Origin of the sequence: Streptomyces sp. NPDC058678, from assembly GCF_042714835.1 — a bacterium.
Lineage (GTDB): Bacteria > Actinomycetota > Actinomycetes > Streptomycetales > Streptomycetaceae > Streptomyces.
In genome coordinates this window covers 60742-85683 of the sequence record NZ_JBHXSG010000003.1, presented here as the reverse complement: position 1 = coordinate 85683, position 24942 = coordinate 60742, and the positions used below count along the sequence as shown (strand labels likewise).

At 70.7% G+C, this 24942-nt stretch carries 26 protein-coding genes and 2 pseudogenes; 15 read left to right on the top strand and 13 right to left on the bottom strand.

Annotated features, from left to right (window positions below; translation table 11 throughout):
* Positions 1 to 120: 120 nt before the first annotated feature.
* On the bottom strand, positions 121 to 1359 hold the full coding sequence (gene urtA, locus ACFWWR_RS04785) for an urea ABC transporter substrate-binding protein (RefSeq protein ID WP_384302118.1): 1239 nt from the start codon (positions 1357 to 1359) through the stop codon (positions 121 to 123).
* A gap of 512 nt (positions 1360 to 1871) precedes the next feature.
* On the opposite strand from urtA, the pseudogene ACFWWR_RS04780 reads away from it, so the two are divergent.
* From ACFWWR_RS04780 to ACFWWR_RS04765, 4 genes and pseudogenes are all read left to right on the top strand, one after another.
* Positions 1872 to 2280, top strand: a pseudogene (locus ACFWWR_RS04780) (MarR family winged helix-turn-helix transcriptional regulator).
* 121 nt (positions 2281 to 2401) lie between these two features.
* Complete coding sequence (locus ACFWWR_RS04775; protein WP_384301980.1) at positions 2402 to 3724, top strand: aldehyde dehydrogenase family protein; 1323 nt, start codon at positions 2402 to 2404, stop codon at positions 3722 to 3724.
* A 191-nt stretch (positions 3725 to 3915) separates the two neighbouring features.
* Complete coding sequence (locus ACFWWR_RS04770) at positions 3916 to 4806, top strand: glycoside hydrolase family 19 protein (protein WP_383867404.1); 891 nt, start codon at positions 3916 to 3918, stop codon at positions 4804 to 4806.
* A 64-nt stretch (positions 4807 to 4870) separates the two neighbouring features.
* Positions 4871 to 5776, top strand: coding sequence for an aldo/keto reductase (locus ACFWWR_RS04765; RefSeq protein WP_384301978.1), 906 nt, complete (start codon positions 4871 to 4873; stop codon positions 5774 to 5776).
* Positions 5777 to 5810: 34 nt separating this feature from the next.
* On the opposite strand, the gene ACFWWR_RS04760 is transcribed toward ACFWWR_RS04765, so the two are convergent.
* Positions 5811 to 6269 (bottom strand): pyridoxamine 5'-phosphate oxidase family protein, encoded by a 459-nt coding sequence (locus tag ACFWWR_RS04760; RefSeq protein WP_384301976.1) that lies wholly within the window; start codon positions 6267 to 6269, stop codon positions 5811 to 5813.
* A 75-nt stretch (positions 6270 to 6344) separates the two neighbouring features.
* Here ACFWWR_RS04760 and ACFWWR_RS04755 point away from each other — a divergent pair, with 75 nt between their 5' ends.
* A complete protein-coding gene (locus ACFWWR_RS04755) occupies positions 6345 to 7007 on the top strand; it encodes a 1,4-alpha-glucan branching protein (protein WP_383867410.1) in 663 nt (220 codons plus the stop codon).
* Between the two features lie 7 nt (positions 7008 to 7014).
* On the opposite strand, the gene ACFWWR_RS04750 is transcribed toward ACFWWR_RS04755, so the two are convergent.
* Positions 7015 to 7722, bottom strand: coding sequence for a dienelactone hydrolase family protein (locus tag ACFWWR_RS04750; protein WP_383867412.1), 708 nt, complete (start codon positions 7720 to 7722; stop codon positions 7015 to 7017).
* 169 nt (positions 7723 to 7891) lie between these two features.
* Between ACFWWR_RS04750 and ACFWWR_RS04745 the strand changes: the two genes are divergently transcribed.
* The gene (locus ACFWWR_RS04745; protein WP_383867414.1) at positions 7892 to 8305 is read left to right on the top strand and encodes a VOC family protein; all 414 of its coding nucleotides are present in this window, start codon (positions 7892 to 7894) and stop codon (positions 8303 to 8305) included.
* A 24-nt stretch (positions 8306 to 8329) separates the two neighbouring features.
* On the top strand, positions 8330 to 9400 hold the full coding sequence (locus tag ACFWWR_RS04740; RefSeq protein ID WP_383867416.1) for an adenosine deaminase: 1071 nt from the start codon (positions 8330 to 8332) through the stop codon (positions 9398 to 9400).
* Here ACFWWR_RS04740 and ACFWWR_RS04735 read toward each other — a convergent pair.
* The gene (locus ACFWWR_RS04735; protein ID WP_383867418.1) at positions 9382 to 9897 is read right to left on the bottom strand and encodes a DinB family protein; all 516 of its coding nucleotides are present in this window, start codon (positions 9895 to 9897) and stop codon (positions 9382 to 9384) included. The genes ACFWWR_RS04740 and ACFWWR_RS04735 overlap by 19 nt on opposite strands.
* A gap of 28 nt (positions 9898 to 9925) precedes the next feature.
* Positions 9926 to 10810: a LysR family transcriptional regulator gene (locus ACFWWR_RS04730; RefSeq protein ID WP_383867420.1), complete on the bottom strand. Its 885-nt coding sequence runs from the start codon at positions 10808 to 10810 to the stop codon at positions 9926 to 9928.
* A 127-nt stretch (positions 10811 to 10937) separates the two neighbouring features.
* On the opposite strand from ACFWWR_RS04730, the gene mgrA reads away from it, so the two are divergent.
* Entirely contained in the window at positions 10938 to 11930 is a 993-nt protein-coding gene (gene mgrA / locus ACFWWR_RS04725; RefSeq protein WP_384301974.1) for an L-glyceraldehyde 3-phosphate reductase, read from the top strand.
* On the opposite strand, the gene ACFWWR_RS04720 is transcribed toward mgrA, so the two are convergent.
* Entirely contained in the window at positions 11920 to 12207 is a 288-nt protein-coding gene (locus tag ACFWWR_RS04720) for a DUF1905 domain-containing protein (protein ID WP_384301972.1), read from the bottom strand. The two genes, mgrA and ACFWWR_RS04720, sit on opposite strands and share 11 nt — an antisense overlap.
* Before the next feature lie 76 nt (positions 12208 to 12283).
* Positions 12284 to 12667: a nuclear transport factor 2 family protein gene (locus ACFWWR_RS04715; RefSeq protein ID WP_384301970.1), complete on the bottom strand. Its 384-nt coding sequence runs from the start codon at positions 12665 to 12667 to the stop codon at positions 12284 to 12286.
* 334 nt (positions 12668 to 13001) lie between these two features.
* Here ACFWWR_RS04715 and ACFWWR_RS04710 point away from each other — a divergent pair, with 334 nt between their 5' ends.
* From ACFWWR_RS04710 to ACFWWR_RS04695, 4 genes are read left to right on the top strand one after another with little or no spacing between them, the layout of a single operon-like run.
* Positions 13002 to 13412 (top strand): hypothetical protein, encoded by a 411-nt coding sequence (locus ACFWWR_RS04710; RefSeq protein WP_383867428.1) that lies wholly within the window; start codon positions 13002 to 13004, stop codon positions 13410 to 13412.
* A 46-nt stretch (positions 13413 to 13458) separates the two neighbouring features.
* Complete coding sequence (locus ACFWWR_RS04705; RefSeq protein ID WP_384301968.1) at positions 13459 to 15798, top strand: FHA domain-containing protein; 2340 nt, start codon at positions 13459 to 13461, stop codon at positions 15796 to 15798.
* A 9-nt stretch (positions 15799 to 15807) separates the two neighbouring features.
* Positions 15808 to 16353, top strand: coding sequence for a hypothetical protein (locus ACFWWR_RS04700; protein WP_384301966.1), 546 nt, complete (start codon positions 15808 to 15810; stop codon positions 16351 to 16353).
* Positions 16343 to 17332: a serine/threonine-protein kinase gene (locus ACFWWR_RS04695; RefSeq protein WP_384301964.1), complete on the top strand. Its 990-nt coding sequence runs from the start codon at positions 16343 to 16345 to the stop codon at positions 17330 to 17332. The genes ACFWWR_RS04700 and ACFWWR_RS04695 overlap by 11 nt, the downstream gene beginning before the upstream one ends.
* On the opposite strand, the gene ACFWWR_RS04690 is transcribed toward ACFWWR_RS04695, so the two are convergent.
* Positions 17323 to 17736: a nuclear transport factor 2 family protein gene (locus ACFWWR_RS04690; protein WP_384301962.1), complete on the bottom strand. Its 414-nt coding sequence runs from the start codon at positions 17734 to 17736 to the stop codon at positions 17323 to 17325. The genes ACFWWR_RS04695 and ACFWWR_RS04690 overlap by 10 nt on opposite strands.
* A 44-nt stretch (positions 17737 to 17780) precedes the next feature.
* Entirely contained in the window at positions 17781 to 19061 is a 1281-nt protein-coding gene (locus ACFWWR_RS04685; RefSeq protein ID WP_383867438.1) for a streptophobe family protein, read from the bottom strand.
* A 170-nt stretch (positions 19062 to 19231) separates the two neighbouring features.
* Between ACFWWR_RS04685 and ACFWWR_RS04680 the strand changes: the two genes are divergently transcribed.
* Both ACFWWR_RS04680 and ACFWWR_RS04675 read left to right on the top strand, forming a co-directional pair.
* The gene (locus tag ACFWWR_RS04680) at positions 19232 to 20404 is read left to right on the top strand and encodes a DUF6777 domain-containing protein (RefSeq protein ID WP_383867439.1); all 1173 of its coding nucleotides are present in this window, start codon (positions 19232 to 19234) and stop codon (positions 20402 to 20404) included.
* A gap of 126 nt (positions 20405 to 20530) precedes the next feature.
* Positions 20531 to 20986 carry an ATP-binding protein gene (locus ACFWWR_RS04675; protein ID WP_383867441.1) on the top strand — a complete coding sequence of 152 codons (456 nt, stop codon included), beginning with the start codon at positions 20531 to 20533 and terminating at the stop codon, positions 20984 to 20986.
* An 82-nt stretch (positions 20987 to 21068) separates the two neighbouring features.
* Here the strand turns inward: ACFWWR_RS04675 and ACFWWR_RS04670 are convergent, their stop codons facing one another.
* Positions 21069 to 21959, bottom strand: a complete 891-nt coding sequence (locus ACFWWR_RS04670) for an RNA polymerase sigma factor SigF (protein WP_383867443.1) — start codon at positions 21957 to 21959, stop codon at positions 21069 to 21071.
* Between the two features lie 337 nt (positions 21960 to 22296).
* Positions 22297 to 23071, bottom strand: a pseudogene (locus ACFWWR_RS04665) (class I SAM-dependent methyltransferase).
* An 88-nt stretch (positions 23072 to 23159) separates the two neighbouring features.
* Here ACFWWR_RS04665 and ACFWWR_RS04660 point away from each other — a divergent pair.
* Entirely contained in the window at positions 23160 to 23579 is a 420-nt protein-coding gene (locus ACFWWR_RS04660; RefSeq protein WP_383867445.1) for a helix-turn-helix domain-containing protein, read from the top strand.
* A 21-nt stretch (positions 23580 to 23600) separates the two neighbouring features.
* On the opposite strand, the gene ACFWWR_RS04655 is transcribed toward ACFWWR_RS04660, so the two are convergent.
* Together ACFWWR_RS04655 and ACFWWR_RS04650 are read right to left on the bottom strand one after the other, a co-directional pair.
* Positions 23601 to 24203, bottom strand: a complete 603-nt coding sequence (locus ACFWWR_RS04655) for a ClpP family protease (RefSeq protein WP_383867446.1) — start codon at positions 24201 to 24203, stop codon at positions 23601 to 23603.
* A 1-nt stretch (position 24204) separates the two neighbouring features.
* The gene (locus ACFWWR_RS04650) at positions 24205 to 24843 is read right to left on the bottom strand and encodes an ATP-dependent Clp protease proteolytic subunit (protein WP_384301960.1); all 639 of its coding nucleotides are present in this window, start codon (positions 24841 to 24843) and stop codon (positions 24205 to 24207) included.
* Positions 24844 to 24942 lie beyond the last annotated feature (99 nt).

Genomic DNA, 24942 nt, shown 5'->3' with positions numbered 1-24942 from the left:
TTTTTTGGGTTGGGTGGGGTTTTTTTTTTTTTTTATTTTGGGGGGGGGGGGGGGGGGCGGGGGGGGGGGGGGGGGGGGGGGGGGGGGCCGGGGGGGGGGCGCCCCCCCCGCGACGAGCGGTCAGGACAGGCCGGCGGCCCAGGAGTAGCCCTTGAGGTACGGGTCCGGCTTGATGGGCTTGCCGGAGTCCCACACCTGCTCGATCAGACCGTCGCTGCCGATCTTGCCGATCCGGGCGGTCTTGTAGATGTGCTGCGAGGCACCGTCCACGGTGACCAGGCCCTCGGGCGCGTCGAAGGTGATGCCGTCGGAGGCGGCCTTCACCTTCTCCGGGTCGAAGGACTTCGCCTTCTCGACCATCGCCTTCCACAGGTAGACCGATGTGTAGGCGGCCTCCATCGGGTCACTGGTCGGCTTGTCCGCGCCGTACTTCGCCTTGTACGCCTTCACGAAGGTGGTGTTCGCCGCGCCCGGGGTGGTCTGGTAGTAGTTCCAGGCCGTCAACTGCCCTTCCAGGTACTGCGTTCCGATCGACTTGACCTCCTCCTCGGCGATCGACACCGAGACGACCGGCATGGTCGCCGCGCTCAGGCCGGCGGACTTGTACTCCTTGAAGAAGGCCACGTTCGAGTCGCCGTTGAGGGTGTTGAAGACGGCGTCCGCCTTCGACGCCTTCACCTTGTTGGCGATCGTGCTGAACTCCGTGGAGCCCAGCGGCGCGTAGTCCTCGCCGAGGATCGTCATGCCGTTGGCCTTCGCGTACGCCTTGATCTCCTTGTTGGCGGTCCGCGGGAAGACGTAGTCGCTGCCGACCAGGTAGAGCTTCTTCTTGCCCTGGCTCTTGAGGTAGTCGAGGGCCGGGATGATCTGCTGGTTCGTCGTGGCACCCGTGTAGAAGATGTACGGCGACTCCTCCAGACCCTCGTACTGCACGGGGTAGAAGAGCAGCGACTTGTTCTTCTCGAACACCGGCTTGACAGCCTTGCGGCTGGCGGAGGTCCAGCAGCCGAAGGTGGCCGCGACACTGTCCTCCTTGATCAGTTTGGTCGCCTTCTCGGCGAAGGTGGGCCAGTCCGAGGCGCCGTCCTCGCTGATCGGCTTGATCTTCTTGCCGAGGACGCCGCCCTTGGCGTTGATCTCCGAGATGGCGAGCAGCAGCGAGTTGCGTACGGTCACCTCGCTGATCGCCATCGTGCCGGAGAGCGAGTTGAGCAGGCCGACCTTGACCGTGTCACCGCTGGTGTCGATCTTCGCGGCCTTGTCGGACGAGCCTGCCGCGTCGGTCTTCGCGCCGCATGCGGAGAGGGCGACGACGGCTGCGAGCGCCGCGGTACCGGCCAGAAGCCGGCGCCGGTGAATGCTGGGCACGCTGGACAAAAGAACCTCCTTGTCCCCTGGAGGACACCTGAAAGGGAAGAAAGGAACAGCCCTTCAGGCGCGGTGGTGGCGCGAGCGCCCAGCTTTCCCCTGTGGTGTACCGGCTGGTTCCTGAAGTGCGGTCCACAGCCTCAAGTCAGCCTGTTTCCGACGCGTTTCGCGGTACTTACCCGGCTGTATCTTCCGACTCTCCGCAGGAAACGAAACGGGAAACAAAAAACCTCGGGCCGAACTCCTCACCGGAATTCACATGACGCCCGCGGCAGTGAACCAGTCGAGCGGATGGGGATCGAACTCGAACATGTGGTCATGATTCCGGCTCGGCCCGGTGAACTTCAGTGCGTCTCGTGGACCGGTCGGTGCGGCGCGGTGGGGGAGTGGCGGGCAAGTGCGAGAAAGGCACGATCCGTTGCGGAGGTGGCATTTGTGCGATATTCGCACCCGGGGCCGAGGAGAAGGATGCCCACCCACCTCCGCGCCAGCCCCAGGATCTGATGCGGTTGTTGACGCGGGCCGAACGACTGCCGCGCGGAGGCTTCAGGCCGTCCTCGACGAGGACGGCTGCTCGCTCGACTCCTGGCGGGTGCTGGCCCTGCTCGCCGACGGCGAGGGCCACTACATGCGGCGGTGGCCGAAGCGGTGTTCCTGCCGCCGCCGACGCTCACCAAACCGATCGACCAGGTCGTCGACCAGAACCTCGTCCACCGGCGGGTGGACCCCCTGGACCGCCGCCGCATACTCGCCCACCTCACCCCGCGCGGCCTGACCTACTGGCGGGGCGTCAGCCGAGAGGTCCGCGAGCGCTGGCCGGTCCTGGACGAAGGCGACGACGAACTGCTGCGCGCCCTGCTGGAGCGGCTCGTCGACACGCTCGAAGGGGCGTCGGCGGAGCCCTGCGGCTGATCACGAGCTGTGGCACCAAGATCGCGTACGGTGTTTTTTCTGCGTCCGGAATTATTTCCGCCCATGAATGGTTGGCCTATACACCTGATATTGCACACCCATGACAGACCAGTGAGGCCCCGTGAACCAGCCCACCCCCGAGCAGCCTGCCGACATCGTGGCCCGCCTGCGCGCCACCTTCCGCACCGGCCGCACCAAGCCCGTCGAGTGGCGTACCGCCCAACTGCGCCGGCTGCGCGAGATGCTCACGGAGAACGGCGCCGACCTGGCCACCGCCCTCCACGCCGACCTGGGCAAGAGTGCCACCGAGGCCCACCGCACCGAGATCGACTTCACCGTCCGCGAGATCGACCACACCCTGGAGCACCTCGCCGACTGGCTGCGCCCCGAACCGGCCCCGGTCCCCGCGCACCTCGGCGCCGACGCCACGGCCTGGACGCAGTACGACCCCCTCGGTGTCGTCCTCGTCATCGCCCCCTGGAACTATCCGGCCCAGCTCCTGCTCGCCCCCGTGGTCGGCGCCCTGGCCTCCGGCAACGCGGTGGTCGCCAAGCCGAGCGAGCTGGCCCCCGCCACCTCCGCCGTGCTGGCCCGGCTGCTGCCCGCCTACCTCGACACCGACGCGGTCGCCGTCGTCGAGGGCGGCATCCCCGAGACCACGGCCCTGCTCGCCGAGCGTTTCGACCACGTCTTCTACACCGGCAACGGCACTGTCGGCCGCATCGTGATGCGCGCCGCCGCCGAACACCTCACCCCGGTCACCCTCGAACTCGGCGGGAAGTCCCCGGCGTTCGTCGACCGCGAGACCGACCTCGAGGTCGTCGCCGACCGGCTGGTCCGCGGCAAGTTCCTCAACGCCGGCCAGACCTGCGTCGCCCCCGACTACGTCCTGACCGACCCGGCCACCGCCGCCGCTCTGGAACCGGCGCTCACCCGAGCCGTCGAGGCCCTCCACGGCGCCGACCCGGCGGCCTCCGGCGAGTACGGCCGGATCATCAACGAACGGCACTTCGACCGCCTGTCGGGCCTGCTCGACTCGGGCCGCGTGGTCGTCGGCGGCGTCGGCGACCGCGCCACCAAGTACCTCGCACCGACCGTCCTCGCGGACGTCGACCCCGAGTCGCCCGTGATGCAGGAGGAGATCTTCGGTCCGATCCTGCCGATCGTCACGGTCCCCGGCCTCGACGAGGCGATCGACTTCATCAACGACCGCGACAAGCCCCTCGCTCTGTACGTCTTCTCGGAGGCCGACGAGACGCGGCGCCGGATCGCCGACGAAACCTCGTCCGGCGGACTCGGGTACGGCCTGCCGCTCGCCCATCTCACGGTCTCGGACCTGCCGTTCGGCGGCGTGGGTGAGAGCGGCACGGGCAGCTACCACGGCCGCTACTCGATCGAGACGTTCAGCCACCGCAAGGCGGTGCTGCGCAAGCCGTTGCGCTGACGCGATCGCGCTGACACGAGTGAGCTGGTCTATACCCTTGACTGGTACATACCAAAGCGGTTGAGTGTGGCTCCCCACCCCCCACCACGGCCGCCCCCACGCCGTGGCCGGCCTAGCCGGCACGCGCACAAGGGTTCGCCTCGCGCTGCCCTTGTCAGGGAGCGGCCGTGCTCCGCAGAGGAGTTGACCTCGTGTCGAGACGCCGCACAGCCGCAGTCGTGACCGCACTCGTCCTCGGCAGCACCGCGCCGATCACCGTGTCCGCCACCAGCGCCTCCGCCGCCGCCTGCTCCAGCTACCCGAGCTGGGCGGCCGGACGGTCGTACGCAGCCGGGGACATCGTCCGCTACACCGACGGCAAGGCCTACATCGCCGAACACGCCAACCCGGGCTACGACCCGACGATCAGCACCTGGTACTGGGAGCCCTACGCCTGCGACAGCGGTCCCGGCACGCCAGTCGGCACCTTCGTGGTGAGCCAGGCGCAGTTCGACCAGATGTTCCCGGGCCGGAATTCCTTCTACACCTACCGCGGCCTGACCGCGGCCCTCAGCACCTACCCCGGCTTCGCCAACACCGGCGGCGACACGGTGAAGAAGCAGGAGGCCGCCGCGTTCCTCGCCAACGCCGGCCACGAGACCGGCGGGCTCGTGCACGTCGTCGAGCAGAACACCGCCAACTACCCGCACTACTGCGACTGGAGCAGGCCCTACGGCTGTCCGGCGGGGCAGGCGGCGTACTACGGTCGCGGCCCGATCCAGCTCAGCTGGAACTTCAACTACAAGGCCGCGGGCGACGCGCTCGGCATCGACCTCCTCAACAACCCGTGGCTGGTGCAGAACGACGCGGCCGTCGCCTGGAAGACAGCCCTGTGGTACTGGAACACCCAGAGCGGCCCCGGCACGATGACCCCGCACAACGCCATGGTCAACGGTGCCGGCTTCGGCCAGACGATCCGCAGCATCAACGGCTCCCTGGAGTGCGACGGCAAGAACCCGGCGCAGGTGCAGAGCCGGGTGACCAAGTACCAGCAGTTCTCCCAGATCCTCGGGGTCTCGCCGGGCGGCAACCTCTACTGCTGAGGTGCCGTAAAGGAGTTCGCAAAGTGCATACGGCGGTGAATCGCCCGTATGCCAGACTCCGCCGATGACCTCCGAAACGATCACCGCGGACGCCGCGGGCACCTGGAAACTCGGCGACCTCACCGTCAACCGCATCGGTCTCGGCGCGATGCGGTTGACGGGCAGCGCGGCCTTCCACCATGGGACCCCCAGTGACCGGGAGCGCTCGATCGCCGTTCTGCGCAGGGCGGTCGAGCTCGGTGTGAACCACATCGACACGGCCGCCTTCTACTTCTCCGCCCTGCGTTCCGCCAACGAACTCATCAACAGCGCACTGTCGCCGTACGCCGACGACCTGGTCGTCGTCACCAAGGTCGGCCCGTACCGCGACTACTCAGGGGAGTGGGGGACCTCGGCCCGCCCCGACGAGCTGCGCGGACACGTCGAGGAGAACCTGCGCCAGCTCGGCCGCGACCACCTCGACGTCGTCAACCTCCGTCGGATGCGGCAGGACTCGATCGCCGAGCACTTCGGGGCTCTCGCCGAACTGCGCGAGGCGGGCCTGATCCGGCACCTCGGCATCTCCGGCGTCGAGGCCCGCCACCTCGCGGAGGCGCAGGCCATCGCGCCCGTGGTGTGCGTGCAGAACCGGTTCGGGCTCGACCACCGCGACCCCGACACCGACGACCTCCTGCGCCTCTGCGGCGAACAGGACGTCGCCTTCGTGCCGTTCTACGCCGTCGCCGGCGAAGCCGGGCCGCAGGGCGCCACCACCGCCCACGACGACGAGTTGCTCGCCGTCGCCCGGGCCCACGGCGTCAGCCCCGCCCAGGTCAGGATCGCCTGGACCCTCCACCAAGGCCCGCACGTCCTGTCCATCCCGGGTACCGGTAACCCGGACCACCTCGCCGAGAACGTGGCCGCGGGCGCCGTCCGCCTCACCGAAGAGGAGCTGGCCACGCTCAACGGGCTGCAGCTGAAGGCAGGTTGAGGTCACGCGCCCTCAGGCCCGGCTCGGGTACGCCTCAGACCACCCACGCGCCGTCGCGCATCAGATGCCGCCCGCGCATCTCGTGCTCACCGTGCCAGGCCTGCACGGCGCGCGGCCGGACCCGGAAGAACGCGTACGACGCGCTGTCCTGCCTCGGGTCCCAGCCCGTCTTCGTCACGAACGCGCCGACCGCCGACTCCGGCGCGTCCCGCCCCTCGAACGTCCGCACCTCCCCGTCGAGGAGCACGACGTCCTGGGTGTCCCCGAACGCCAGCCGGGCCCGGCCGCCGTCACGCAGATTGAGGCCCGTGGGACTGGTCAGCCGCGTGCACATCCACACCTCGTCCTCGTCCCACACGAACCACAGGGGCACCAGGCAGGGCAGCCCGTCGGCGTCGGCCGTGGCCACCCAGACATCCAACTCCCCTTCCAGGCGGGCCAGTACGTCACGCTTGCGCTGCTCGGCGGTGCGGGCCGGCTCGGTGATCTTCATGAAGGGGAAGTTACCCGCCAGGCGCCGGTGCGAAAGTGTGAAGCCCGCATCCATCACGGAAAGAGAGTCTCCGGCATGGCCGTCATCCACCACACCACCCTGAAGCCGACCAAGCTCGAACTGCTCACCGCCTGGTTGCCGACCCGCCCCTGGTACTCCGGAGGCCCGGGCGAACCGGAACTGGCGAAGGCCGGCGGGTTCCGGCTGGACGACCCGGCGGGCGAGGTCGGCATGGAGTTCATGGTCGTCACCGACACGTCCGGCGGCCGGCCGGCCACCTACCTGGTACCGCTGACCTATCGCGGTGCGCCGCTGGACGGGGCGGAGCACGCCCTCGTCGGCACCATGGAGCACGGCGTGCTGGGACACCGCTGGGCCTACGACGGCTGCCACGACCCGGTGCTGGTGGCCGAGTTGCTCGCCCTGATCGAGGGCCGCGCCGACGCCCAGGCCCAGAGCGTCAACGACACCCCCGACCGGGACGTCACCCGCTCCTGCGTGGCCGAGGTGCCCCCCGCCGCCGCCGCTCTCACGGTCACCGACGACGAAGAGGGCACCCACCTGTCCCTCCCGCAGGGTGCGACGCTCCTCCTGCACCGAGTTCTGCGCCCCGCACCGGACGGCGCGCCCCTCCTGCCGCAGGGCGCGATCGGCCATGTCGCCGCCCCGTGGAGCGCACCGGACGGCACGCGCGTGCAGGGGCTGTTGGCCGTCCTGCGACCCGGTGCAGGAGCCTAGGAGCGGGTCAGCCCAACTGCTCGTGCAGGAAGGGCACGGTGCTCTGCCAGGCGCGGGCGGCCGACTCGGCGTGGTAGACCGGGCGGCCGTCGTTGAAGAAGGCGTGGCCGGCCGGGTAGTGGCGGAAGTCGGGCGTGACCTCCGACTCCCGCTGAATGGCGTCGGCCAGCCGGTCGACCGTCTCGGCGGGGATGCTCTGGTCGAGTTCGCCGAAGTGACCCAGGATCTGCGCCCTGAGCCCCTTGAAGTCGGGCATCTCTCCCTGGATGACGCCGTAGAACGGCACGGCGGCGCTCACCCGAGGGTCGGCCGCGGCCAGGTACAGCACGAAGCCGCCGCCCATGCAGAAGCCGACCGCGCCGACGGTGTCCGAGGTGACCTCGGGCAGCGACAGCAGGTGGTCGACGGCGCCGGAGAGCAGCTCGACACCGCGCGGGACGGGGAGGGCCTGCATCATCCGCAGGGCCTCCTCGGTCTCGTGGGCCACGTTGCCGCCGTAGAGGTCGGGGGCGAGCGCGACGAAACCCTCCCGTGCGAGCCGGTCGGCCACGTCGGCGATGTGGTCGGTCAGGCCCCACCACTCCTGGATGACGATGACGCCCGGTCCGCGCCCGGAGGGCGGCAGCGCCAGATAGCCGTGCGCGGTGGTCCCGCCACTGGGGAAGGTGACGTTCTGACGGGCCGGGGCACCGGTCGACTTCGGCAGTTCGGTCATGGCACTCGACTCCTGTACGGCAGTACGTGGTGGGGGCACAGCCCCCGGACGTGATCTCCAGCCTGTCACGCAAGCGACGGCCTCCCCCGCACACCCCTCCGTGCTGACTGGCGCGCGTGGGGTTTTACGTATAACCTCTCCCGTCAATCACCCGTCCCGAAAGGCCCCGATGAGACGCATCGCCCTGGTCACCCTCGTCGTCGACGACTACGACGAGGCGATCCGCTTCTACACCGAGGCCCTCGGATTCCGGCTCGTCGAGGACACCCCGCGCCCCGACGGCTCCCGCTGGGTCGTCGTACGGCCGGGCGCGCAGGAGCCGGGCGCCGATCTCCTGCTGGCCCGCGCGAAGGGCGAGTCGCAGCAGGGCCGGGTGGGCGACCAGACCGGCGGGCGCGTCGGGTTCTTCCTGCACACCGACGACTTCGCCCGCGACCACGCCCGCATGGTCGCCGCGGGTGTGACCTTCCTGGAGGCGCCGCGTCACGAGCCGTACGGCTCGGTCGCCGTCTTCCAGGACCTGTACGGAAACCGCTGGGACCTGCTCCAGCCGGCCACCGACCTCCAGCCCGCCACCGACTGAGAACCACTGCCGAGGAACACGCACATGACCGCGCCCCGCATCGACACCGAAACCCTCCGCCGGCTGCCCAAGGCCGTGCTGCACGACCACCTCGACGGCGGTCTGCGACCCGCCACCGTGGTGGAACTCGCGGACGCGGTAGGCCACACCCTGCCGACCACCGACCCGGAGGCGCTCGCCGCCTGGTACTTCGAGGCCGCCAACTCCGGTGACCTGGTCCGCTACATAGCCACCTTCGAGCACACCCTCGCCGTGATGCAGTCCCGCGAAGGCCTCCTGCGCACCGCCGAGGAGTACGTCCTCGACCTCGCCGCGGACGGGGTCGTCTACGCCGAGGTGCGCTACGCGCCCGAGCTGATGGTCAACGGCGGGCTGGTCCTGCCCGAGGTCGTCGAATCCGTCCAGGAGGGTCTGGCCGCGGGCATGGCCAAGGCGGCGGCCGCGGGCACCCCGGTGCGGGTCGGCACCCTGCTGTGCGGCATGCGGATGTTCGACCGCACGAGGGAGACCGCCGACCTGGCCGTCGCCTTCCGCGACGCGGGCGTCGTCGGCTTCGACATCGCGGGCGCCGAGGACGGCTTCCCGCCCGCCGACCACCTGGCCGCCTTCGAGCACCTGCGCCGCGAGAACGTGCCCTTCACCATCCACGCCGGCGAGGCGCACGGCCTGCCCAGCATCCACCAGGCCATCCAGGTGTGCGGCGCCCAGCGCATCGGCCACGGTGTGCGCATCACCGACGACATCGTGGACGGCAAGCTCGGCCGGCTGGCCGGCTGGGTGCGCGACCGCCGTATCGCCCTGGAGATGTGCCCGACGTCCAACCTCCAGACCGGCGCGGCCACCTCGATCGCCGAGCACCCGATCACCGAGCTGAAGGAGCTGGGCTTCCGCGTCACCCTCAACACCGACAACCGTCTGGTGTCGGGCACGACGATGACCCGCGAGATGTCCCTGCTGGTCGAGGAGGCGGGCTGGACGGTCGAGGACCTGCGTACGGTCACGGTGAACGCCCTGAAGAGCGCGTTCGTCCCGTTCGACGAGCGCCGGGCCCTCATCGAGGATGTCGTCCTGCCGGGCTACGAGTCCGCGCTCTGAAGCAGCCCGCGTACGTAGGCGGCCTGTCCGACGTGCTGAAGATCGTCGGACAGGACGCTGACCAGCCGTACCGCCAGGGTGACCGGCGGATCCCAGCGCTCGTCCACGATGCGCTCGAAGTCCTTGGCGGTCAGCCCGCGCACGTACGTGAGGGTCTGCTCGTGCACGGCGTCGTAGTAGCCGGTCAGCAGGTCGCCGGAGCCGACCCGTACCTTGGCGACCTTCGCCGAACTGTGCCCGTAGCCGGTGTCCCGGCGCGGGAGGTCGAGCCCGAAGCGCTTCTCCCAGCCCTGTGACAACCAGACCTGGTCGCGTCCGGAGGCGTCGGCCACGTGGTCGTCCTGGACCCGGGTGAGGTGCCAGACCAGCCACGCGAGGGAGTTCGCGTCGGCGGCGGGACGGGCGTTGAGGTCCTCCGGGCCCAGCTCCTCGACCGCGGCATGGACTTCTTCCCGGATGCGGCTGTACGCGTCGATGAGGATGTCCTTGGCATGCATACGGTCCACCATCGCGCATGCGCGCCCGTCACGCGCCCTGTGTCTCCAGAAGCGTCATCAGCGCCCGCGCCGCCGGGCTGGCCGCCTCCGGGGGCGGCAGCAGCGCGACCGTCTCGTACGCCGCCTCGTCGGTGCCCTTCAGCGGGACGGCGGTGAGTGCCTCCCGCTTGTGCCGGAAGTGCCGCGGTACGACGGCGATGCCGAGGTTCTCGTCCACCAGGTCGAGCAGGCTGTGCACGTCGTTCACCTCCAGCGCGACCGTCCGCCGTACGCCTGCCGCCGCGAACGCGGCGTCGGTGATGCGGCGCGGCCCCCAGTCCGGGTGGAAGTCGACGAAGACCTCGCCGCCGATCTCGTCCGGCGTCACCGCCGCGCCGCCGGTCGCGAGCCGGTGGCTGGGATGGCACAGCACGGTCATCGGCTCACTGGTCAGCGGAACGGAACGCAGCTGGTCGGAGTCGGCCTGGGTCCGCACCGCGAACGCCAGGTCGAGCCGTCCGGCGGCGACCTCCTCGGCGAGGGCGCCCGCGCCCGCCTGCCGCAGCCGGATCTCCACGTCCGGATGGAGCCGCCGGAACGCGGCCAGCAGCTTCGCCACGTGCACGCCCGCGATGCACTGCTCGGTGCCCAGTGCCAGCGTGCCGCGCAGCACGCCCTGCACGGCGGCGACGGCCTCGTGCGCCGAGCGCACCTGCGCCAGGATCCGCTCGGCCTCACCGAGCAGCGCCCGCCCGGCCTCGGTGAGCGTCACTCGCCGGGTCGTACGGACGAACAGCGGGGTCCCCAGCTCCCGCTCCAGCGCGCGAATGGAAGCGGACAGGCCGGACTGGGACACCAGCAGCCGTTCGGCGGCCCGGGTGAAATGCTGGTCCTCGGCGACCGCCACGAAGTGCTGAAGATGGCGCAGTTCCATGATTGAGAAGCCTATCCGCTGAATTCCATCGGATTCTCCTGTTGGACCACTGCCCCCAGGTCGCGAAAGAGTGGGCAGCGGTTCTCAGGGAACCTGGTTCCACCGTGCCAACCCTTCTGGAGTCGCGTTGTACACCGCACACCCCGACCGCTACGCGGACATGCCCTACCGGCGCACCGGACGCAGCGGGCTGAAGCTGCCCGCGCTGTCGCTCGGCCTGTGGCACAACTTCGGCCCGGACCGCTCGGTGGAGACCCAGCGCGCCATCCTGCGCCGCGCTTTCGATCTCGGCATCACCCACTTCGACCTCGCCAACAACTACGGCCCGCCCCCCGGCGCCGCCGAGTCCGCCTTCGGCGAGGCCCTGAAGGACGACTTCGCGCCGTACCGCGACGAGCTGGTCATCTCCACCAAGGCCGGCTACCTGATGTGGCCCGGCCCGTACGGCGAGTGGGGTTCGCGCAAGTACGTCCTGTCCTCGCTCGACCAGAGCCTGAAGCGGATGGGCCTCGACTACGTCGACATCTTCTACTCGCACCGCCCCGACCCGGAGACTCCCCTGGAGGAGACGATGGGCGCCCTGCACTCGGCGGTCCAGCAAGGCAAGGCGCTCTACGTCGGCATCTCCAACTACTCCGCGGAACAGAGCCGGGAGGCCGCCCGCATCCTGGGCGAGCTGGGCACCCCCCTGCTCATCCACCAGCCCCGTTACTCGATGCTGGACCGCCGCCCCGAGGACGAGGGCCTGCTGGACGCGCTGGACGAGCTCCAGGTCGGTTCCATCGTCTTCTCCCCGCTGGAGCAGGGCCTGCTGACCGGCCGCTACCTCGACGGCATTCCCGAGGGCTCGCGGGCGGCCAGTGACAGCCCCTTCCTGAACTCGGACGCGGTGACCGAGGACCTGGTGGGCCGGCTGCGCGACCTCGACGACATCGCCAAGTCCCGCGGGCAGAGCCTGGCCCAGCTGGCGCTGGCCTGGGTGCTGCGCGGCGGCCGGGTGACCTCCGCCCTCGTCGGCGCGAGCAGCGCGCAGCAGCTGGAGGACAGCGTCGGCGCCCTCGGCAACCTGGACTTCGACGTGGAGGAGCTGGCGCGGATCGACGCGGTGATCAAGCCGTAATCCGCTCCTCGAGCCGCACGGTCACGGTGTCGCCCTCCTCCTTCCCGATCGCCTTGCGCACCTCGGCCTTCACGGGCAGCTTGTGGGTGCCGTCTCCCAGGGCCATGAAGGAGCTGCGGAAGGGGTGCCCGTCGATCGTGCCGCGCACCTTGACCAGTCCTCGGGTCCCGAAGAACGCGACGGAGTCGGGCCAGACGAGATAGGTCCAGCCGCCCTCCTGCGGGCTTTTGCGCAGGACGGCGGTGAATTCGGCGTCCAGTTCTGGTGTCGTACCCATGGTGTTCTCTCCGCTCCCGGTGGTTCCCTTCCTCAAGAGACCGCCGGGAGCGTGAAAACTCATCGTGGGCCGGTCGTCAGGCCCCGGCGGGTATCCGGTCCAGGAAGCCGAGCACGGTCTTGATCCGGCCGTCCGTGTCCAGCGTGATCACGTCGGAGCCGGCCACGGGCGCCGAGCCGTCGCTCTCGTTCACCAGCTCCCAGGAGAAGCGCGCCGTGTCGTGGTGGCCGTCCACCGCGCCGGTGAGCCGGAAGGCGAAGCCGGGGAACTGCACGTGGGTCGCCGCGATGACGGCCGCGATCTGTTCGTGGCCGTCGACATCGCTGAACGGGTCGGTGTAGGTGCCGTCCGCGGCCCAGGCGGCGGCGACCGCTTTGGTCCGCGGCTCGGCCTCCCGGGCGTTCCAGGCCTCGAAATAGCGGGCGACGGCACTCTCGTACCGGTCGGAGTTCGCGGGCATGGGCGATCAGCCTCCATCGAGGACGTATCTGCTGGTCGGAATGCGGGTCCGTGCGTCGGCGACCCGGTACCGCAACCCTGCCCCCATCGCCGCGGACGGTCGATTACCCCACAGGTAATGACGACATCGGCATGTACTCGTCATTTTTCGGCCATGGTGGGCGGTGAATATGCCAGGAGACTGGCCAAAAAGTCGTGGTGACAGTGTTTCAGTAGTGAACATACTCGACTGATAGGACTTCACATCCAGCGAGGCACCGGTCACGCACAGCACATGAGCCGCAGGGAAAGCGAGGCCCGGCCGACAGGCTAGCGGAGCAGCGGGGGAGTGGATCGTGCACGACGAATTCCTGTGCCATGTCACGGGGTACGGCACCTGCGGCGGCCGACGCATCGGTGTGCCCCTCGGAACCTACCGGGCCCCCACCCTCGCGCTCGCCCTGTGGTGGCTGCGCGACCGGGCGGTCTGGATCGCCGATCGCCTCGACCCCCAGCCGGAGGCCGAGCACTTACCGGCCGGCGCGCTCGTCCCGGTCGCCGCCACGGTTCCCGACGTACCCGCCGTGCTCCGGACCTGGTGCGGGGATCCGGCCCAACAGGAGTTGGTCGCCGACGAGTTGGCCGCAGGACGGCTGGTGCGGATCGCCGCCGTCGACGACACCACCGAGTACGAACTGCTGGCGGAGTCCGTGGACGCCCTGCGCATGCAGCGGACCACCTCGATGCTGTTCACACCTGTGGCCTGAACGGCGACGCCGGGCGCAGACCGGTACCAATCGGTAGAATTCCGGTATGGCGGAGCGGCCGATGGCACCCACGGCGCCCGAACTCGTGGTGGAGACCGAGACCGGCTCCACGGTGATGAGTCCGGGCCACGACTACCACGTCGGCCGCGATCCGTTGTGCGACATCGTCATCGACGATGCCCGGGTCTCGTGGCACCACGCGGTGCTGCGCCCCGAGGCCGACCACTGGACACTCCAGGACGAGAACAGCACCAACGGCACCTACGCCGACGGCCGCCGTGTCCACGAGTGGGGCGTCGGCCCCGGCAGCGTCATCCGCTTCGGCAGCCCGGCCGACGGCCCGTGCGCCGTCCTCGCCGGCCTCCCGCCCCCGGCACCGGAACGCCCCTCCGCGGTCTCGATGCCCGCCCTGACCGGCACCTTCCGGCAGCCCACCACCGTACGGCCGCTGCCCACCCGCACCGTCCGCATCGGCCGCGCCGAGGACAACGACCTGGTCATCGACGACCTGGTCGTCTCCCGTCGGCACGCCGAGCTGCGCGCCCTGCCGGACGGGACGTACGAGATCGCCGACCTCGGCAGCCACAACGGCACCTTCCTCAACGGCCTGGCCGTCACCAGCGCCCCTATCGGGCCCGGCGACATCGTCGGCATCGGCCACTCGGCGTTCAGCCTGGTCGGCGACCAGCTGCAGGAGTACGTCGACACCGGCGAGGTCTCCCTCGACGTGCAGGACCTCACGGTCGCCGTCGACCACGGCCGCAAGACCCTGCTCGACCACGTGTCGTTCCCGGTGGGCGAGAAGTGCCTGCTCGCGGTCGTCGGCCCGAGCGGCGCCGGGAAGTCCACGCTCCTCAACGCCCTGACCGGACAGCGCCCCGCCGACCACGGCACCGTCCTGTACGACGGCCGCGACCTCTACCGGGACTACGCAGAACTGCGTCAGCGCATCGGCCTGGTCCCGCAGGACGACATCCTGCACGCCCAGCTCACCGTCCGCAGCGCCCTGTCCTACGCCGCCGAACTGCGTTTCCCGCAGGACACCGCCAAGGCCGAGCGCCGCGCCAGGGTCGACGAGGTCATCCGGGAACTCGGCCTGGAGGAGCGGGCACGGCAGCCCGTGCACAGTCTGTCGGGCGGCCAGCGCAAGCGGGTCAGCGTGGCCCTGGAGCTGCTGACCAAGCCGTCCCTGCTGTTCCTCGACGAACCGACCTCGGGCCTGGACCCCGGCATGGACCGCTCGGTGATGCACATGCTGCGCGGCCTCGCCGACGACGGACGCACGGTCATCGTCGTCACCCACAGCGTCCTCAGCCTCGACGTCTGCGACCGGCTCCTCGTCCTCGCGCCCGGCGGGAAGATCGCCTACTACGGCCCGCCCGAGGACGCCCTCGCCTTCTTCGGCTTCACCCAGTGGCCGGAGGCCTTCGAAGCCTTCGAACGGGACCGCGACCGCGACTGGTCGGGTGAGTTCCGCACCTCGCCGTCCCAGCGCCGGTACGTCCAGGACGCGACCGCGCAGCCCCCGCGGCCCCGCGAGGGCCCCGTCCTCATCACGCCCCCGGCCAGACCCCGCAGCCGCGGCGCCCAGCTCGGCACCCTCGTGCGCCGGTACGCGGCCGCGCTCAGCGCCGACCGCACCTTCCTCGTCATCATGATCGCGCTGCCGTTCGTGATGGGCGCCATGGGCCGAGCCCTGGCCGGCAGCAAGCTGACCCAGGAAACAGCCATGAACGCCCTGCTGATCCTGTGTGTCGGCGGAGTCCTCACCGGCGCGGCCAACGCCGTGCGTGAACTCGTCAAGGAGCGCGTGATCTACCAGCGCGAGCGGGCCGTGGGCCTGTCCAGATCCGCGTACCTGATGTCCAAGGTCGTCGTCCTCGGCACGATCACCGTCCTGCAGGCCGTGGTGCTGACCCTGGTCGCCCTCCTCGGTGTCGATCTCAACGCGCCCGGCGGCGAAGGCGTGTTGATGCCGCCCCTTGCCGAGATCACCGTCGCCGTCGCCCTGCTGGCGTTCACCGCGATGATGCTCGGCCTGCTGGTCTCCGCGATGGTGCGCAAGGAGGAGGTGACGATGCCGCTGCTCGTGCTCCTCGCCATCGTCCAAGTGGTCTTCTGCGGCGCCCTGCTGAAACTGGACGGTGTGCCCGGCCTGGAACAGCTGGCGTGGCTGGTGCCCTCGCGGTGGGCGCTCGGCGCGATGGCCGGCACCGTCGGCCTGGCACGGATCGTGCCCGGCGAGCTGACCGGCGATCCGCTGTTCAAGCACTCGGCCGGGGTGTGGCTGCTCAACGTGGCCATGCTGGTCGTGCTGTCGGCCGCCTTCGGGTACCTCGTCGCCCGGCTGCTGCGCCGGCACGAACCCGCCGTGATGCGGAAGTAGGGGCGCGCGATGACGACCCCCGGATTCCGGCCCACCCACGTCGTGCCCCAGAACGGCATGCCCGCCTGGGAGGCCCCCGACCCCGCCCGGCCCACCGTGCCCCTCGACGCGCTGCTGCCGGTCCAGCTCGTCGAGCGACGCGGCGACTGGGGACACGTCCTGTGCGCCAACGGGTGGTCGGCCTGGGTCGACGGCCGCCACCTGGTCGCCGTACCCCAGGACCCACCGCTCGCCGACGGCCCGCTCACTCACGCCGCCGACCCCCGCCCCCTGCTCACCCGCGCCGAACACGCCCTGGCCCGCTACCGGGCCGCGGTCGAGGAACTGGCGGCGGGCGGGCTGGAGGGGGAGGCATTTCGGGTGCGTACGCGCGGACTGCGGCTCGGCGTCGTCGTGGACGGGGAGTCGATATGGCTCTACGACGACGAACGCGGGCGGTGGGCGTACGCGGACGGGGCCCGGCTCAGCACCTACGCCACGGACGACGGGCCCCGCGCCGCCGCCGCGGATCCCGGGCACGCCCCCACCCAGGTCGTGACACCCGATGGCACATGAAGCGAGCCTCTTCTCAGGGCGGCCCTCCGAGCTGATCGGCAAGCAGGTCGCCGGCTACCGCATCGAGCACGAGATCGGCCGCGGCGGCATGGCCGTCGTCTACCGCGCCCGCGACCTGCGCCTGGGCCGGACCGTCGCCCTCAAGCTGCTCGCCCCCGAACTCGCCCGCAACGACACCTTCCGCCGCCGCTTCACCCACGAGTCCCACGTGGCCGCCGCGATCGACCACCCGAACATCGTGCCGGTCTTCGAGGCGGGCGAGACGGACGGCGTCCTGTACATCGCGATGCGCTACGTCCCCGGCAGCGACCTGCGCCACCTCCTGGACCGCGATGGGCCCCTGCCGCTCGCGACCGCTGTCCGGATCGCCGCCCAGGTCGGTTCCGCGCTGGACGCGGCCCACGAGAACGGTCTGGTCCACCGCGACGTGAAGCCCGGCAACATCCTCGTGGCCCGCGGCACCGACAGCGACCACCCCGAGCACGTCTACCTCACCGACTTCGGCCTGACGAAGAAGTCCCTGTCCCTGACCGGCTTCACCACCGTCGGCCAGTTCGTCGGCACGCTCGACTACGTGGCCCCCGAGCAGATCTCCGGACGCCCCGTCGACGGCCGCTGCGACGTCTACGGCCTCGCCTGCGTCGTCTACGAGACGCTCGCGGGCCGCCCGCCCTTCCGCCGCGACGACGACATGGCCCTGCTCTGGGCCCACCAGTACGACGAACCGCCACCCCTGACCGAGTCCCGCCCCGACCTCGCCCACCACCTCGACACCGTCTTCGCCAAGGCCCTGGCCAAGAGCCCCGACGACCGCTACGACACCTGCCTCACCTTCGTCGCGGCCCTGCGCGGCGCCCCTGCGGTCGGCCACCCGCCGACCGAGGTCGACCGGGGTGTCGTGGCACCGGCGCGCGACCGGCCGAAACCGCCGCCACGGTGGGCCGAGCCGGTCTTCGGGCAGCTGCGCCGTCAGCCCTGACCGAGCCCTCCCAGCGGCACCCGCCGCGCCACGACCCTGCGCCGGCAGATGCGCCATCCCTCGGCGACGCGCACCACGGTGTCCTCGTACGTCACCGACCCGCACGAGCCGTCCGCCATGACGGCCAGCCCCTTGGAGCGCACCCGCACCCGGTCCTCGGCCGCCTCCTCGATCACCACGTTGGTGACGTGGTGCGCGACGGGATTCGCCGCGCCCAGGGCCAGGGCCGCCTGTGTGAAAGCGGCGATCCCGGTGAGCTGGCCCTGCCCGAAGTCGGACAGGTCGTAGACGACGTCCGGCGTGAAGAGCTCCGCCGAGCGGTCCAGCTCACCGGCGTCCATCAGATGCCCGTGCAGTGCGATCAACTCGGTGACGGCCAGACGGTCCTCGAGCGCGAGCGTCATGTCCTGACCTTTCCTCGACTGGGCGCACGCTCGCACACCCGACGTCAGGCTTTCCACCCGTTTCCCGCCGCGCCCCGCCGCCGCACCCCTCTGGCCAGCAGGCCGCCCAGGAACCCGGTGGCCAGCCCCCACAGCAGGGCCAGGCCCAGCGCCGTCCACAGCTCGGGCTTCAAGAACAGGTCGCCGCCCAGATCCCCGCCCAGGTCTCCGATGCCGAGGACCGACAGGCCGTAGTGCGCGGAGATCCGGCCGACCAGGCAGATCATCAGCACCGTCAGCGCGAGCGCGACCGCCATGTGCACGGCGTGCTGCCAGGCGCGCGTCCGGGCCGGGGAGCGGGCCGCCATGACGAAGGCGGCGGCCAGCAGCAGCACCGCGTCCACGACCACGAGCCACCACACCCTGCCGTCGTGCTCGGCGAGCGTGCCCAGGTTCAGGGTGGCGGTGTCCGAGGAGCGCAGCACCTCGTCGAGGACGTGCGGCATCGGCAGCCCGAAAGGCCCCTCCACCCGGCCGTTCCAGGTGGCGCCGAGGCCGATGGTGAGCGTGAGCCAGACCAGGTTCGGGATCCCGAGCAGGATCACTGCGAGAGTCTCCGTCGCGTGGCCCCGCGTGGCCGCGACGACCAGGGCGATGACGATGCCCAGGGCGACGTACGCGAGCAGCAGCACGACCATGGCGTACGCGGCCGGCCGCACCGATGCCTGGAACCGCAGCAGCCGGGGCGGCAACGGTGCCCCGCGCGAGACGAGAACGGCCAGCACCAGCACCCCGACCAGCCACAGCAGGCCGAAGAACAGGGTTGGTGGCACGTCCGTGGTGAAGCCGACCTTCGGCGACACGCCGAACAGGTCGCCGAGATCGCTCAGCGTTTCGTCGCCGAGGGAGAGCTGGAAGGTCTGACGGGCCACCAGGGCCAGGCCGACCAGCGCGAGCAGCCACAGCAGGGCGATCCGCGCCGCCCACCCCGCCAGCTCCCGCGCGCCCGCGACCGCCCGGTGCCGCAGCGGCCGGAGGAAGCCCGCACCGAGGACCAGCGCCCCCACGAGCGTGACGGAGAGCGGGATGACGGTGAGCCCCGCATCGGTGTCGGCGAGCCCGCCGGCGTTCCCCGACAGCTCGATCGTGCCGCCGACGGCCGTCACCACGGTCGCCGCCACCACGCGGGGGAACGCGTTGTCCGGAAGGTCCGCCGCACCCGCCGCCCACAGCCCCAGCCCGGCGACCACCGCCATGGCGATCAGCGCGGCCAGGACCGCGGCCACCGCCTGCACCCAGCCGTGGCGGGCGACGACTGCCTGGTCGAAGCGGGTTCGGACACTCACGCTGCCACGCTAAGCAGCGCCCGGGCGGCGCGCCCGCCGGGAGGGCCGTCCGCGTCGGCTTGCGAGCCGCACGGGAACGGAGCACACAATGGGGATATTCCGAAAGTAAGCGTCAAAATCTTGCATGGGCAGACAAATACGCTGGAATCCCTCGTCGGGAAGAGGAGCTAGTGAGCGTCGAACCGCCGTCCTCCGGCCGCCCCACAGGACCTCCCTCCGGGCCGCTGTCCGGCCCCTCCCAGCCACCTTCGGGGCCGCCCTCGCAGCCCCCGGGCAGCGGCGGAGCGCACGAGCCGGAACCGGGCCGCCCCTGGTGGCGGTCCGTCCCACGGGTCGCGGTCCTGGCCACTCTGGTCGTAGCCGCCGTGGTCCTCGCGGTCGTCTTCACCCGGTCCGACGGCGGCGGCTCGGCCAAGGGCGGCGAGGTCTTCCTCCAGGCCGCCGGCAAGACCGGCCCCGACCCCTACACCGAGTCCACGGCGACGGACAGCTCCGCCCCGCCGCTCTCGGCCTCCCCGACCACCGAGTCGGCCCCCGCCAACGCGGTACGCGGCGTCGACGGCGGCGCCCCCGGCCTCTACGGCGGCACCCGCAACGTCTCCAGCTGCGACGTGGAGAAGCAGATCACCGCCCTACGGGCGGCCCCGCCGAAGAACCGTGCGTTCGCCTCCGTGGCACGCGTAGCCCCCTCGGAGGTTCCCGCCTATCTGCGCTCCCTCACGCCCCTGCAACTGCGCATGGACACCCGCGTCACCAACCACGGCTACCGCGACGGATCCGCCACCAGCTACCAGGCCGTCCTGCAGTCCGGCACCGCGGTCCTCGTCGACGACCACGGAGTGCCCAGGGTCCGCTGCGCCTGCGGCAACCCGCTCACCCCGCCTGTCGCGCTGCAGGCCACGCCCCGGCGCACCGGCGACTCCTGGCCGTCGTACAACCCCGCGAACGTGGTCGTGGTCGCGCCCTCCGCGCAGGTCGTCAACATCTTCGTGATCTACGACCCCGACCGCGGAGACTGGTTCGCCCGGCACCGCGGCGACACCGGCGGCAAGGACAAGAAGACCCAACCGCCCGCCCACCAGCCCAAACCGTCGGTGAGCCGGTCCACCTCGACGGCCCCGTCCTCGCCGAGTTCCGAGCCGTCCTCCTCCAAGCCGTCCCCCTCCGAGCCGTCCTCCTCCAAGCCGTCCCCTTCCAAGCCGTCCCCCTCCGAGCCGGCGACCCTCGACCCGGACCCGAGCGAGCCGGAGCCGCCCGCCTCCTCGCCGCAGGCACCGCTGGCGCCCGACACGACGACACAGTCCGGGCCCGCGGGCTCGCACTCGACGGCTCCCGTGACGTGACCCACTCGGACTGTTCCGCCAGGGCGTAAGCGCCGTCACGGGGACGCGGGGACTGGGGCGCGCGGCTCGGGGTACGAGCACTGGTGCAGCAGCGTCCGGCCAGTCCGGCTTCCGAGAGAGAAACGCATGATCGAGCATCTGGACGGGGCAGTGATACCGACTGGTTTCGACGTGCCCGTGGAACCGCTACGGCGGGCGGCCCACTACACGGGCGAACCGGGATCCATAGCGGAGGCGAGGTCCTTCGCCGCGGCCTTCCTCGAGCAGCTCAGGACCGAGTGGTGCGCCGAGGTGGCGGACCGGGCCGAGGAGGCGGTGCTGCTGGTGGTGAGCGAACTGGTCACCAACGCCGACCGGCACAGCAACGGGCCGTACATCCTGGAGCTGGAGGGCACGGACGCCGAGGTGGCGGTGATCGTCTATGACAGCAGCGCCGCCCTGCCCCGGCGGTTCCCCAAGGACCCCGAGCGCATCGGCTGTCACGGCCTGGAGATCGTCCATGTGCTGGCGACCGGCCTCGCCGTCGAACGGGTTCCGGTCGGCAAGCGCGTCCGCGCCGTCGTGGACATCGGCAGAGAGTGATTCCTCGATCTGCCCGGTCGACCCCGTCGCGGGTGCCGCCCCGTACCTGCACCTGGGGCGGCACCCGCTCTGTCTGTCCGGATCAGGCGCAGCCCAGCTCGCCCAGCATGCCCTCGCGCAGCCGCAGGATGATCCGCTTGATCAGCCGCGACACGTGCATCTGGGAGCAGCCGAGACGTTCGCCGATCTCCGCCTGGGTGGCCTCCTCCACGAACCGCATATGGATGATCTGACGGTCGCGCTCGCTCAGTTCGGCCATGAGGGGGATCAGCGACTGGAAGTCCTCCACCAGTCGCAGGCCGTTCTCCTCCACGCCGATGAAGTCGGCGAGAACGGCCTCGCCGCCCTCGGGACCGTCGCCCGTGAGCGCGGCGTCCAGCGAAGAGGAGTTGTAGCCGTTGGAGGCGATCTGCGCCTCGACGACCTCGTTCTCGGCGATGTTCATCAGCGTGGCGAGCTCGCCGACGGTCGGCTCGCGGTCGAGACGGCTGGCGAGCTCCTCACGCGCCTTGGCCAGCTCCACACGCAATTCCTGGAGCCGGCGCGGCACGTGTACCGCCCAGGTGGTGTCACGGAAGAACCGCTTGATCTCGCCCACGATGTAGGGGAGGGCGAACGACGTGAACTCGACCTCGCGCGTGAGGTCGAAGCGGTCGATGGCCTTGATCAGGCCGATCATGCCGGTCTGGACGATGTCCTCCATGTCGTCGCCGCGACCGCGGAACCGGCCGGCCGCGAAGCGCACGAGGGACATGTTCATCTCGATCAGCGTGTTGCGCGCGTACTGATACTCGTGGGTGCCTTCCTCGAGTTCCGTCAGGCGCTGGAAGAACTGACGGGACAGCTCTCGCGCATCACGCGGGGCCACGGTCCGCGGATTCTCGACTCCCGGCAGCGGTCCGTCACCCGTCGTCCGGGTCCTGGCGGTCTTCTCGACGACCTGTGCCTCCGACCGGATCACGGCGGTGTCCATTACCTCTCCCACGAAAGTCACGGCTCGACGTCTGCCTCTTCGGCCTCGGTTGTATCGGGTCCTGCTACGAGTATGCGGGCTGCGAGTACCCGCCCAGCGGCGACGTATGCACACCGTCCACCGAGTGGTTCCTCTCCGTAGCGCGTACCCGGCCTGTCACCACACATGCTTGTTCGGTGGCGGCGCGGCGGAAAATCGGTAGTGCTGTGCGTCACGGGCGCCGATTCGGGTCTGTATGCCCGATTTTGCGGCATCAGGGCCCGCCCTGCTCGTCGCGTTGGCCACGTCGACCCCCCTCGGGAGCGGGACGAAGGCCGGATGGGACACAGGCCGCCACTCAGGTGCGGGTGGCGACGACCAGCTCGTGCAGATGGCGCTTGGTGACAACTGCCGCCGTGCCGGCTGTCGATCAGCTCCCGCACGCAGGCGAGCAGGCCTTCCGGAGAGGTCGCGTCGAGGGCCCGGTGGCCCGAATAGGTGAGCAGTACGTCGATGTACTGGTCGGCGGTGTACGTGATGTCCTGGAGGTGGCGGGTCGTTACGACGTTCTCGAAGCGCCCGCCCCGCTCCAGCTCGCCGGTGTCGCCGGCGATGTCCGACTGGTCCTGCAGGTGCAGCCCAAGGGGTGTGGCCGGGTCCCAGCGCTCGTAGCAGCGTTGGGCCTGGGCGAAGAAGTCCGTGCTGCCGCCCGCCACGTGCTCGGTGGTGACGACCGCGAGCCGGCCTCCGGGACGCAACGCGTCCGCCGGCTTCCGTACGCGCAGGGCCGGGTCGAGCCAGTGGAACGCGGTGGCGCACACCACCAGGTCGTACGGCTCGCGCGGCAGCCGCCACTGATCGAAGTCCGCCACCTCCACGTCCACCAGGGGGAATTCCGCAAGCCGTCGTCGGGCCACGGCCGCCATGGCGGGCCCCAGTTCCACGCCGGTGATCCGGCAGCCGAACCCGGCGAGCGGAACGGTGAGTTGGCCGGTCCCCGGGGCCACCTCGAGGACCCGGCTGCCCGGTCCGAGGCCCGCGACCCGCGCCAACTCGTCCACCAGGGCTCGGGGGTAGCGGGGCCGCGCCCGGTCGTTCAGCTCCGCGACCTCGTTGAACGTCTCCCGCAGCATGCTGGCCACGCCCAGTCGCCGGCACGATTCCACCCAGGGCAGAATGCCGCTCTCTTCCCCTGAGGCCCAGGAAACCTAACCTGAGAAGGTGAGCAGCCAAGCGCCGAACCAAGCCCGCGTGATCCCCCTGCGCCCGCCCTCCGCGCGCCCCGGGACCGCCCGCCCCGTGTCCGAACGTCCCGCCACCGCCCCTCCGGAGCCGGCCGCCAGGGAACCCCTGTGGCGGGACCTGGTCGGCGACGTCCTGCGTCGAGAGCGCCTGGCGCAGGAGCGCACGCTCAAGGATGTCGCCGACGCGGCCCGGATCTCCATGCCGTACCTCTCGGAGGTGGAGCGCGGCCGCAAGGAGGCCTCCTCGGAGGTCCTCGCGGCCGCCGCGCACGCCCTCGGCTTCGGCCTCGGCGACCTGCTGTCGCTGGCGCAGGGCGAGCTCACCCGCCGGGCCCGGCCCACCAGGAGCCACGGCCGCTCGACGGCGCCGTACAACGGGCTCTGCCTGGCCGCCTGACGAACCGGGCGGGCCGGCGCCTCAGACCGCCACGAGGCGCCGGCTCACCACTTCGTCGGCCAGCCCGTACGCCACCGCCTCCTCGGCGGTGAACACCTTGTCGCGGTCCATGTCCGCGCGCAGCGTCGTGACGTCGTGGTGCGTGTGGCGGGCCAGCACCTCCTCCACCTGGGAGCGGATCCGCACCATCTCCTTGGCCTGGAGGGCGAGATCGGACACGGTGCCCTGCCGTCCGCCGCTGGCCGGCTGCCCGAGCAGCACCCGCGCGTGCTCGAGGACGAACCGCCGCCCGGGGTCCCCTCCCGCCAGCAGTACGGCCGCCGTGGAGGCCGCCTGTCCGACGCAGAACGTCGAGATCGGCGCCTGTACGTACGTCATCGTGTCGTAGATCGCCATCAGCGAAGTGAACGATCCGCCGGGGGAGTTGATGTAGATCGCGATCTCGTTCTCGGGGGCCGCCGACTCCAGGTGGAGGAGTTGGGCGATGACGACGTTGGCGACGCCGTCGTCGATCTCGGTGCCCAGGAAGATGATCCGCTCCGACAGCAGCCGGCTGAACACGTCGTACGACCGCTCGCCCTGCGGGGTCCGCTCGACGACGTTCGGAATCGTGTAGCTCCCCATGTCACAGCCCCATCCGTCGCTTCGAGGCGGCCGGGCGGACGTCCGTGAGGGACTCCACGACCCGGTCCACCATGCCGTACTCCCGGGCCTGTTCGGCCGTGAACCAGCGATCGCGGTCGCCGTCCCGGGAGATGGTCTCCGGGCTCTGGCCGGTGTGCTCCGCGGTGATCCGCTCGATGGTCCGCTTGGTGTGCTCCAGATTCTCCGCCTGGATCTCGATGTCCGCGGTGGTGCCGCCGATACCGGCCGACGGCTGGTGCATCATGATCCGCGCGTGCGGAAGCGCGTAGCGCTTGCCGGGTGCGCCGACACTCAGCAGGAACTGGCCCATGCTCGCGGCGAAGCCCATGGCGAGCGTGGAGACGTCGTTCGGGATCAGCCGCATGGTGTCGTAGATGGCCAGCCCCGCGTGCACCGAACCGCCCGGGCTGTTGACGTACAGGCTGATGTCGGTGCGCGGGTCCTCCGCGGACAGGATCAGCAGCTGGGCGCAGATCCGGTTCGCGGAGACCTCGTCCACCTGGGTGCCCAGCAGGACGATGCGCTGCCCGAGCAGCTGGGCGGCCAGGTGGTCGTCGAAGCGGGAGGGCGGGGTGTCGCCCTCCTCGGCCCGCGGAGCGAGCGTGGTGAGTGGAGTCATCGGTTCTCCTCGTGGTGGCGGGGATGCCGTCGACTCCACTCTTGACCTCGGACGGTGCCGGGATGCGGATTCTCTGCCCGTGGCAGATTCGCTGCGGGC

Bases quoted from the DNA above. Each gene is read 5' to 3' on its own strand.
- ACFWWR_RS04720 (WP_384301972.1), bottom strand. From the start codon at position 12,207: ATGGGTACGACACCAGAACTGGACGCCGAATTCACCGCCGTCCTGCGC.
- ACFWWR_RS04755 (WP_383867410.1), top strand. From the start codon at position 6,345: ATGGCCGTCATCCACCACACCACCCTGAAGCCGACCAAGCTCGAACTG.
- ACFWWR_RS04735 (WP_383867418.1), bottom strand. From the start codon at position 9,897: ATGCATGCCAAGGACATCCTCATCGACGCGTACAGCCGCATCCGGGAA.
- ACFWWR_RS04655 (WP_383867446.1), bottom strand. From the start codon at position 24,203: ATGGGGAGCTACACGATTCCGAACGTCGTCGAGCGGACCCCGCAGGGC.
- ACFWWR_RS04740 (WP_383867416.1), top strand. From the start codon at position 8,330: ATGACCGCGCCCCGCATCGACACCGAAACCCTCCGCCGGCTGCCCAAG.
- ACFWWR_RS04760 (WP_384301976.1), bottom strand. From the start codon at position 6,269: ATGAAGATCACCGAGCCGGCCCGCACCGCCGAGCAGCGCAAGCGTGAC.
- ACFWWR_RS04705 (WP_384301968.1), top strand. From the start codon at position 13,459: ATGGCGGAGCGGCCGATGGCACCCACGGCGCCCGAACTCGTGGTGGAG.
- ACFWWR_RS04675 (WP_383867441.1), top strand. From the start codon at position 20,531: ATGATCGAGCATCTGGACGGGGCAGTGATACCGACTGGTTTCGACGTG.
- ACFWWR_RS04715 (WP_384301970.1), bottom strand. From the start codon at position 12,667: ATGCCCGCGAACTCCGACCGGTACGAGAGTGCCGTCGCCCGCTATTTC.
- ACFWWR_RS04650 (WP_384301960.1), bottom strand. From the start codon at position 24,843: ATGACTCCACTCACCACGCTCGCTCCGCGGGCCGAGGAGGGCGACACC.
- ACFWWR_RS04670 (WP_383867443.1), bottom strand. From the start codon at position 21,959: ATGGACACCGCCGTGATCCGGTCGGAGGCACAGGTCGTCGAGAAGACC.
- ACFWWR_RS04730 (WP_383867420.1), bottom strand. From the start codon at position 10,810: ATGGAACTGCGCCATCTTCAGCACTTCGTGGCGGTCGCCGAGGACCAG.
- ACFWWR_RS04700 (WP_384301966.1), top strand. From the start codon at position 15,808: ATGACGACCCCCGGATTCCGGCCCACCCACGTCGTGCCCCAGAACGGC.
- ACFWWR_RS04690 (WP_384301962.1), bottom strand. From the start codon at position 17,736: ATGACGCTCGCGCTCGAGGACCGTCTGGCCGTCACCGAGTTGATCGCA.
- ACFWWR_RS04765 (WP_384301978.1), top strand. From the start codon at position 4,871: ATGACCTCCGAAACGATCACCGCGGACGCCGCGGGCACCTGGAAACTC.
- ACFWWR_RS04750 (WP_383867412.1), bottom strand. From the start codon at position 7,722: ATGACCGAACTGCCGAAGTCGACCGGTGCCCCGGCCCGTCAGAACGTC.
- ACFWWR_RS04745 (WP_383867414.1), top strand. From the start codon at position 7,892: ATGAGACGCATCGCCCTGGTCACCCTCGTCGTCGACGACTACGACGAG.
- ACFWWR_RS04695 (WP_384301964.1), top strand. From the start codon at position 16,343: ATGGCACATGAAGCGAGCCTCTTCTCAGGGCGGCCCTCCGAGCTGATC.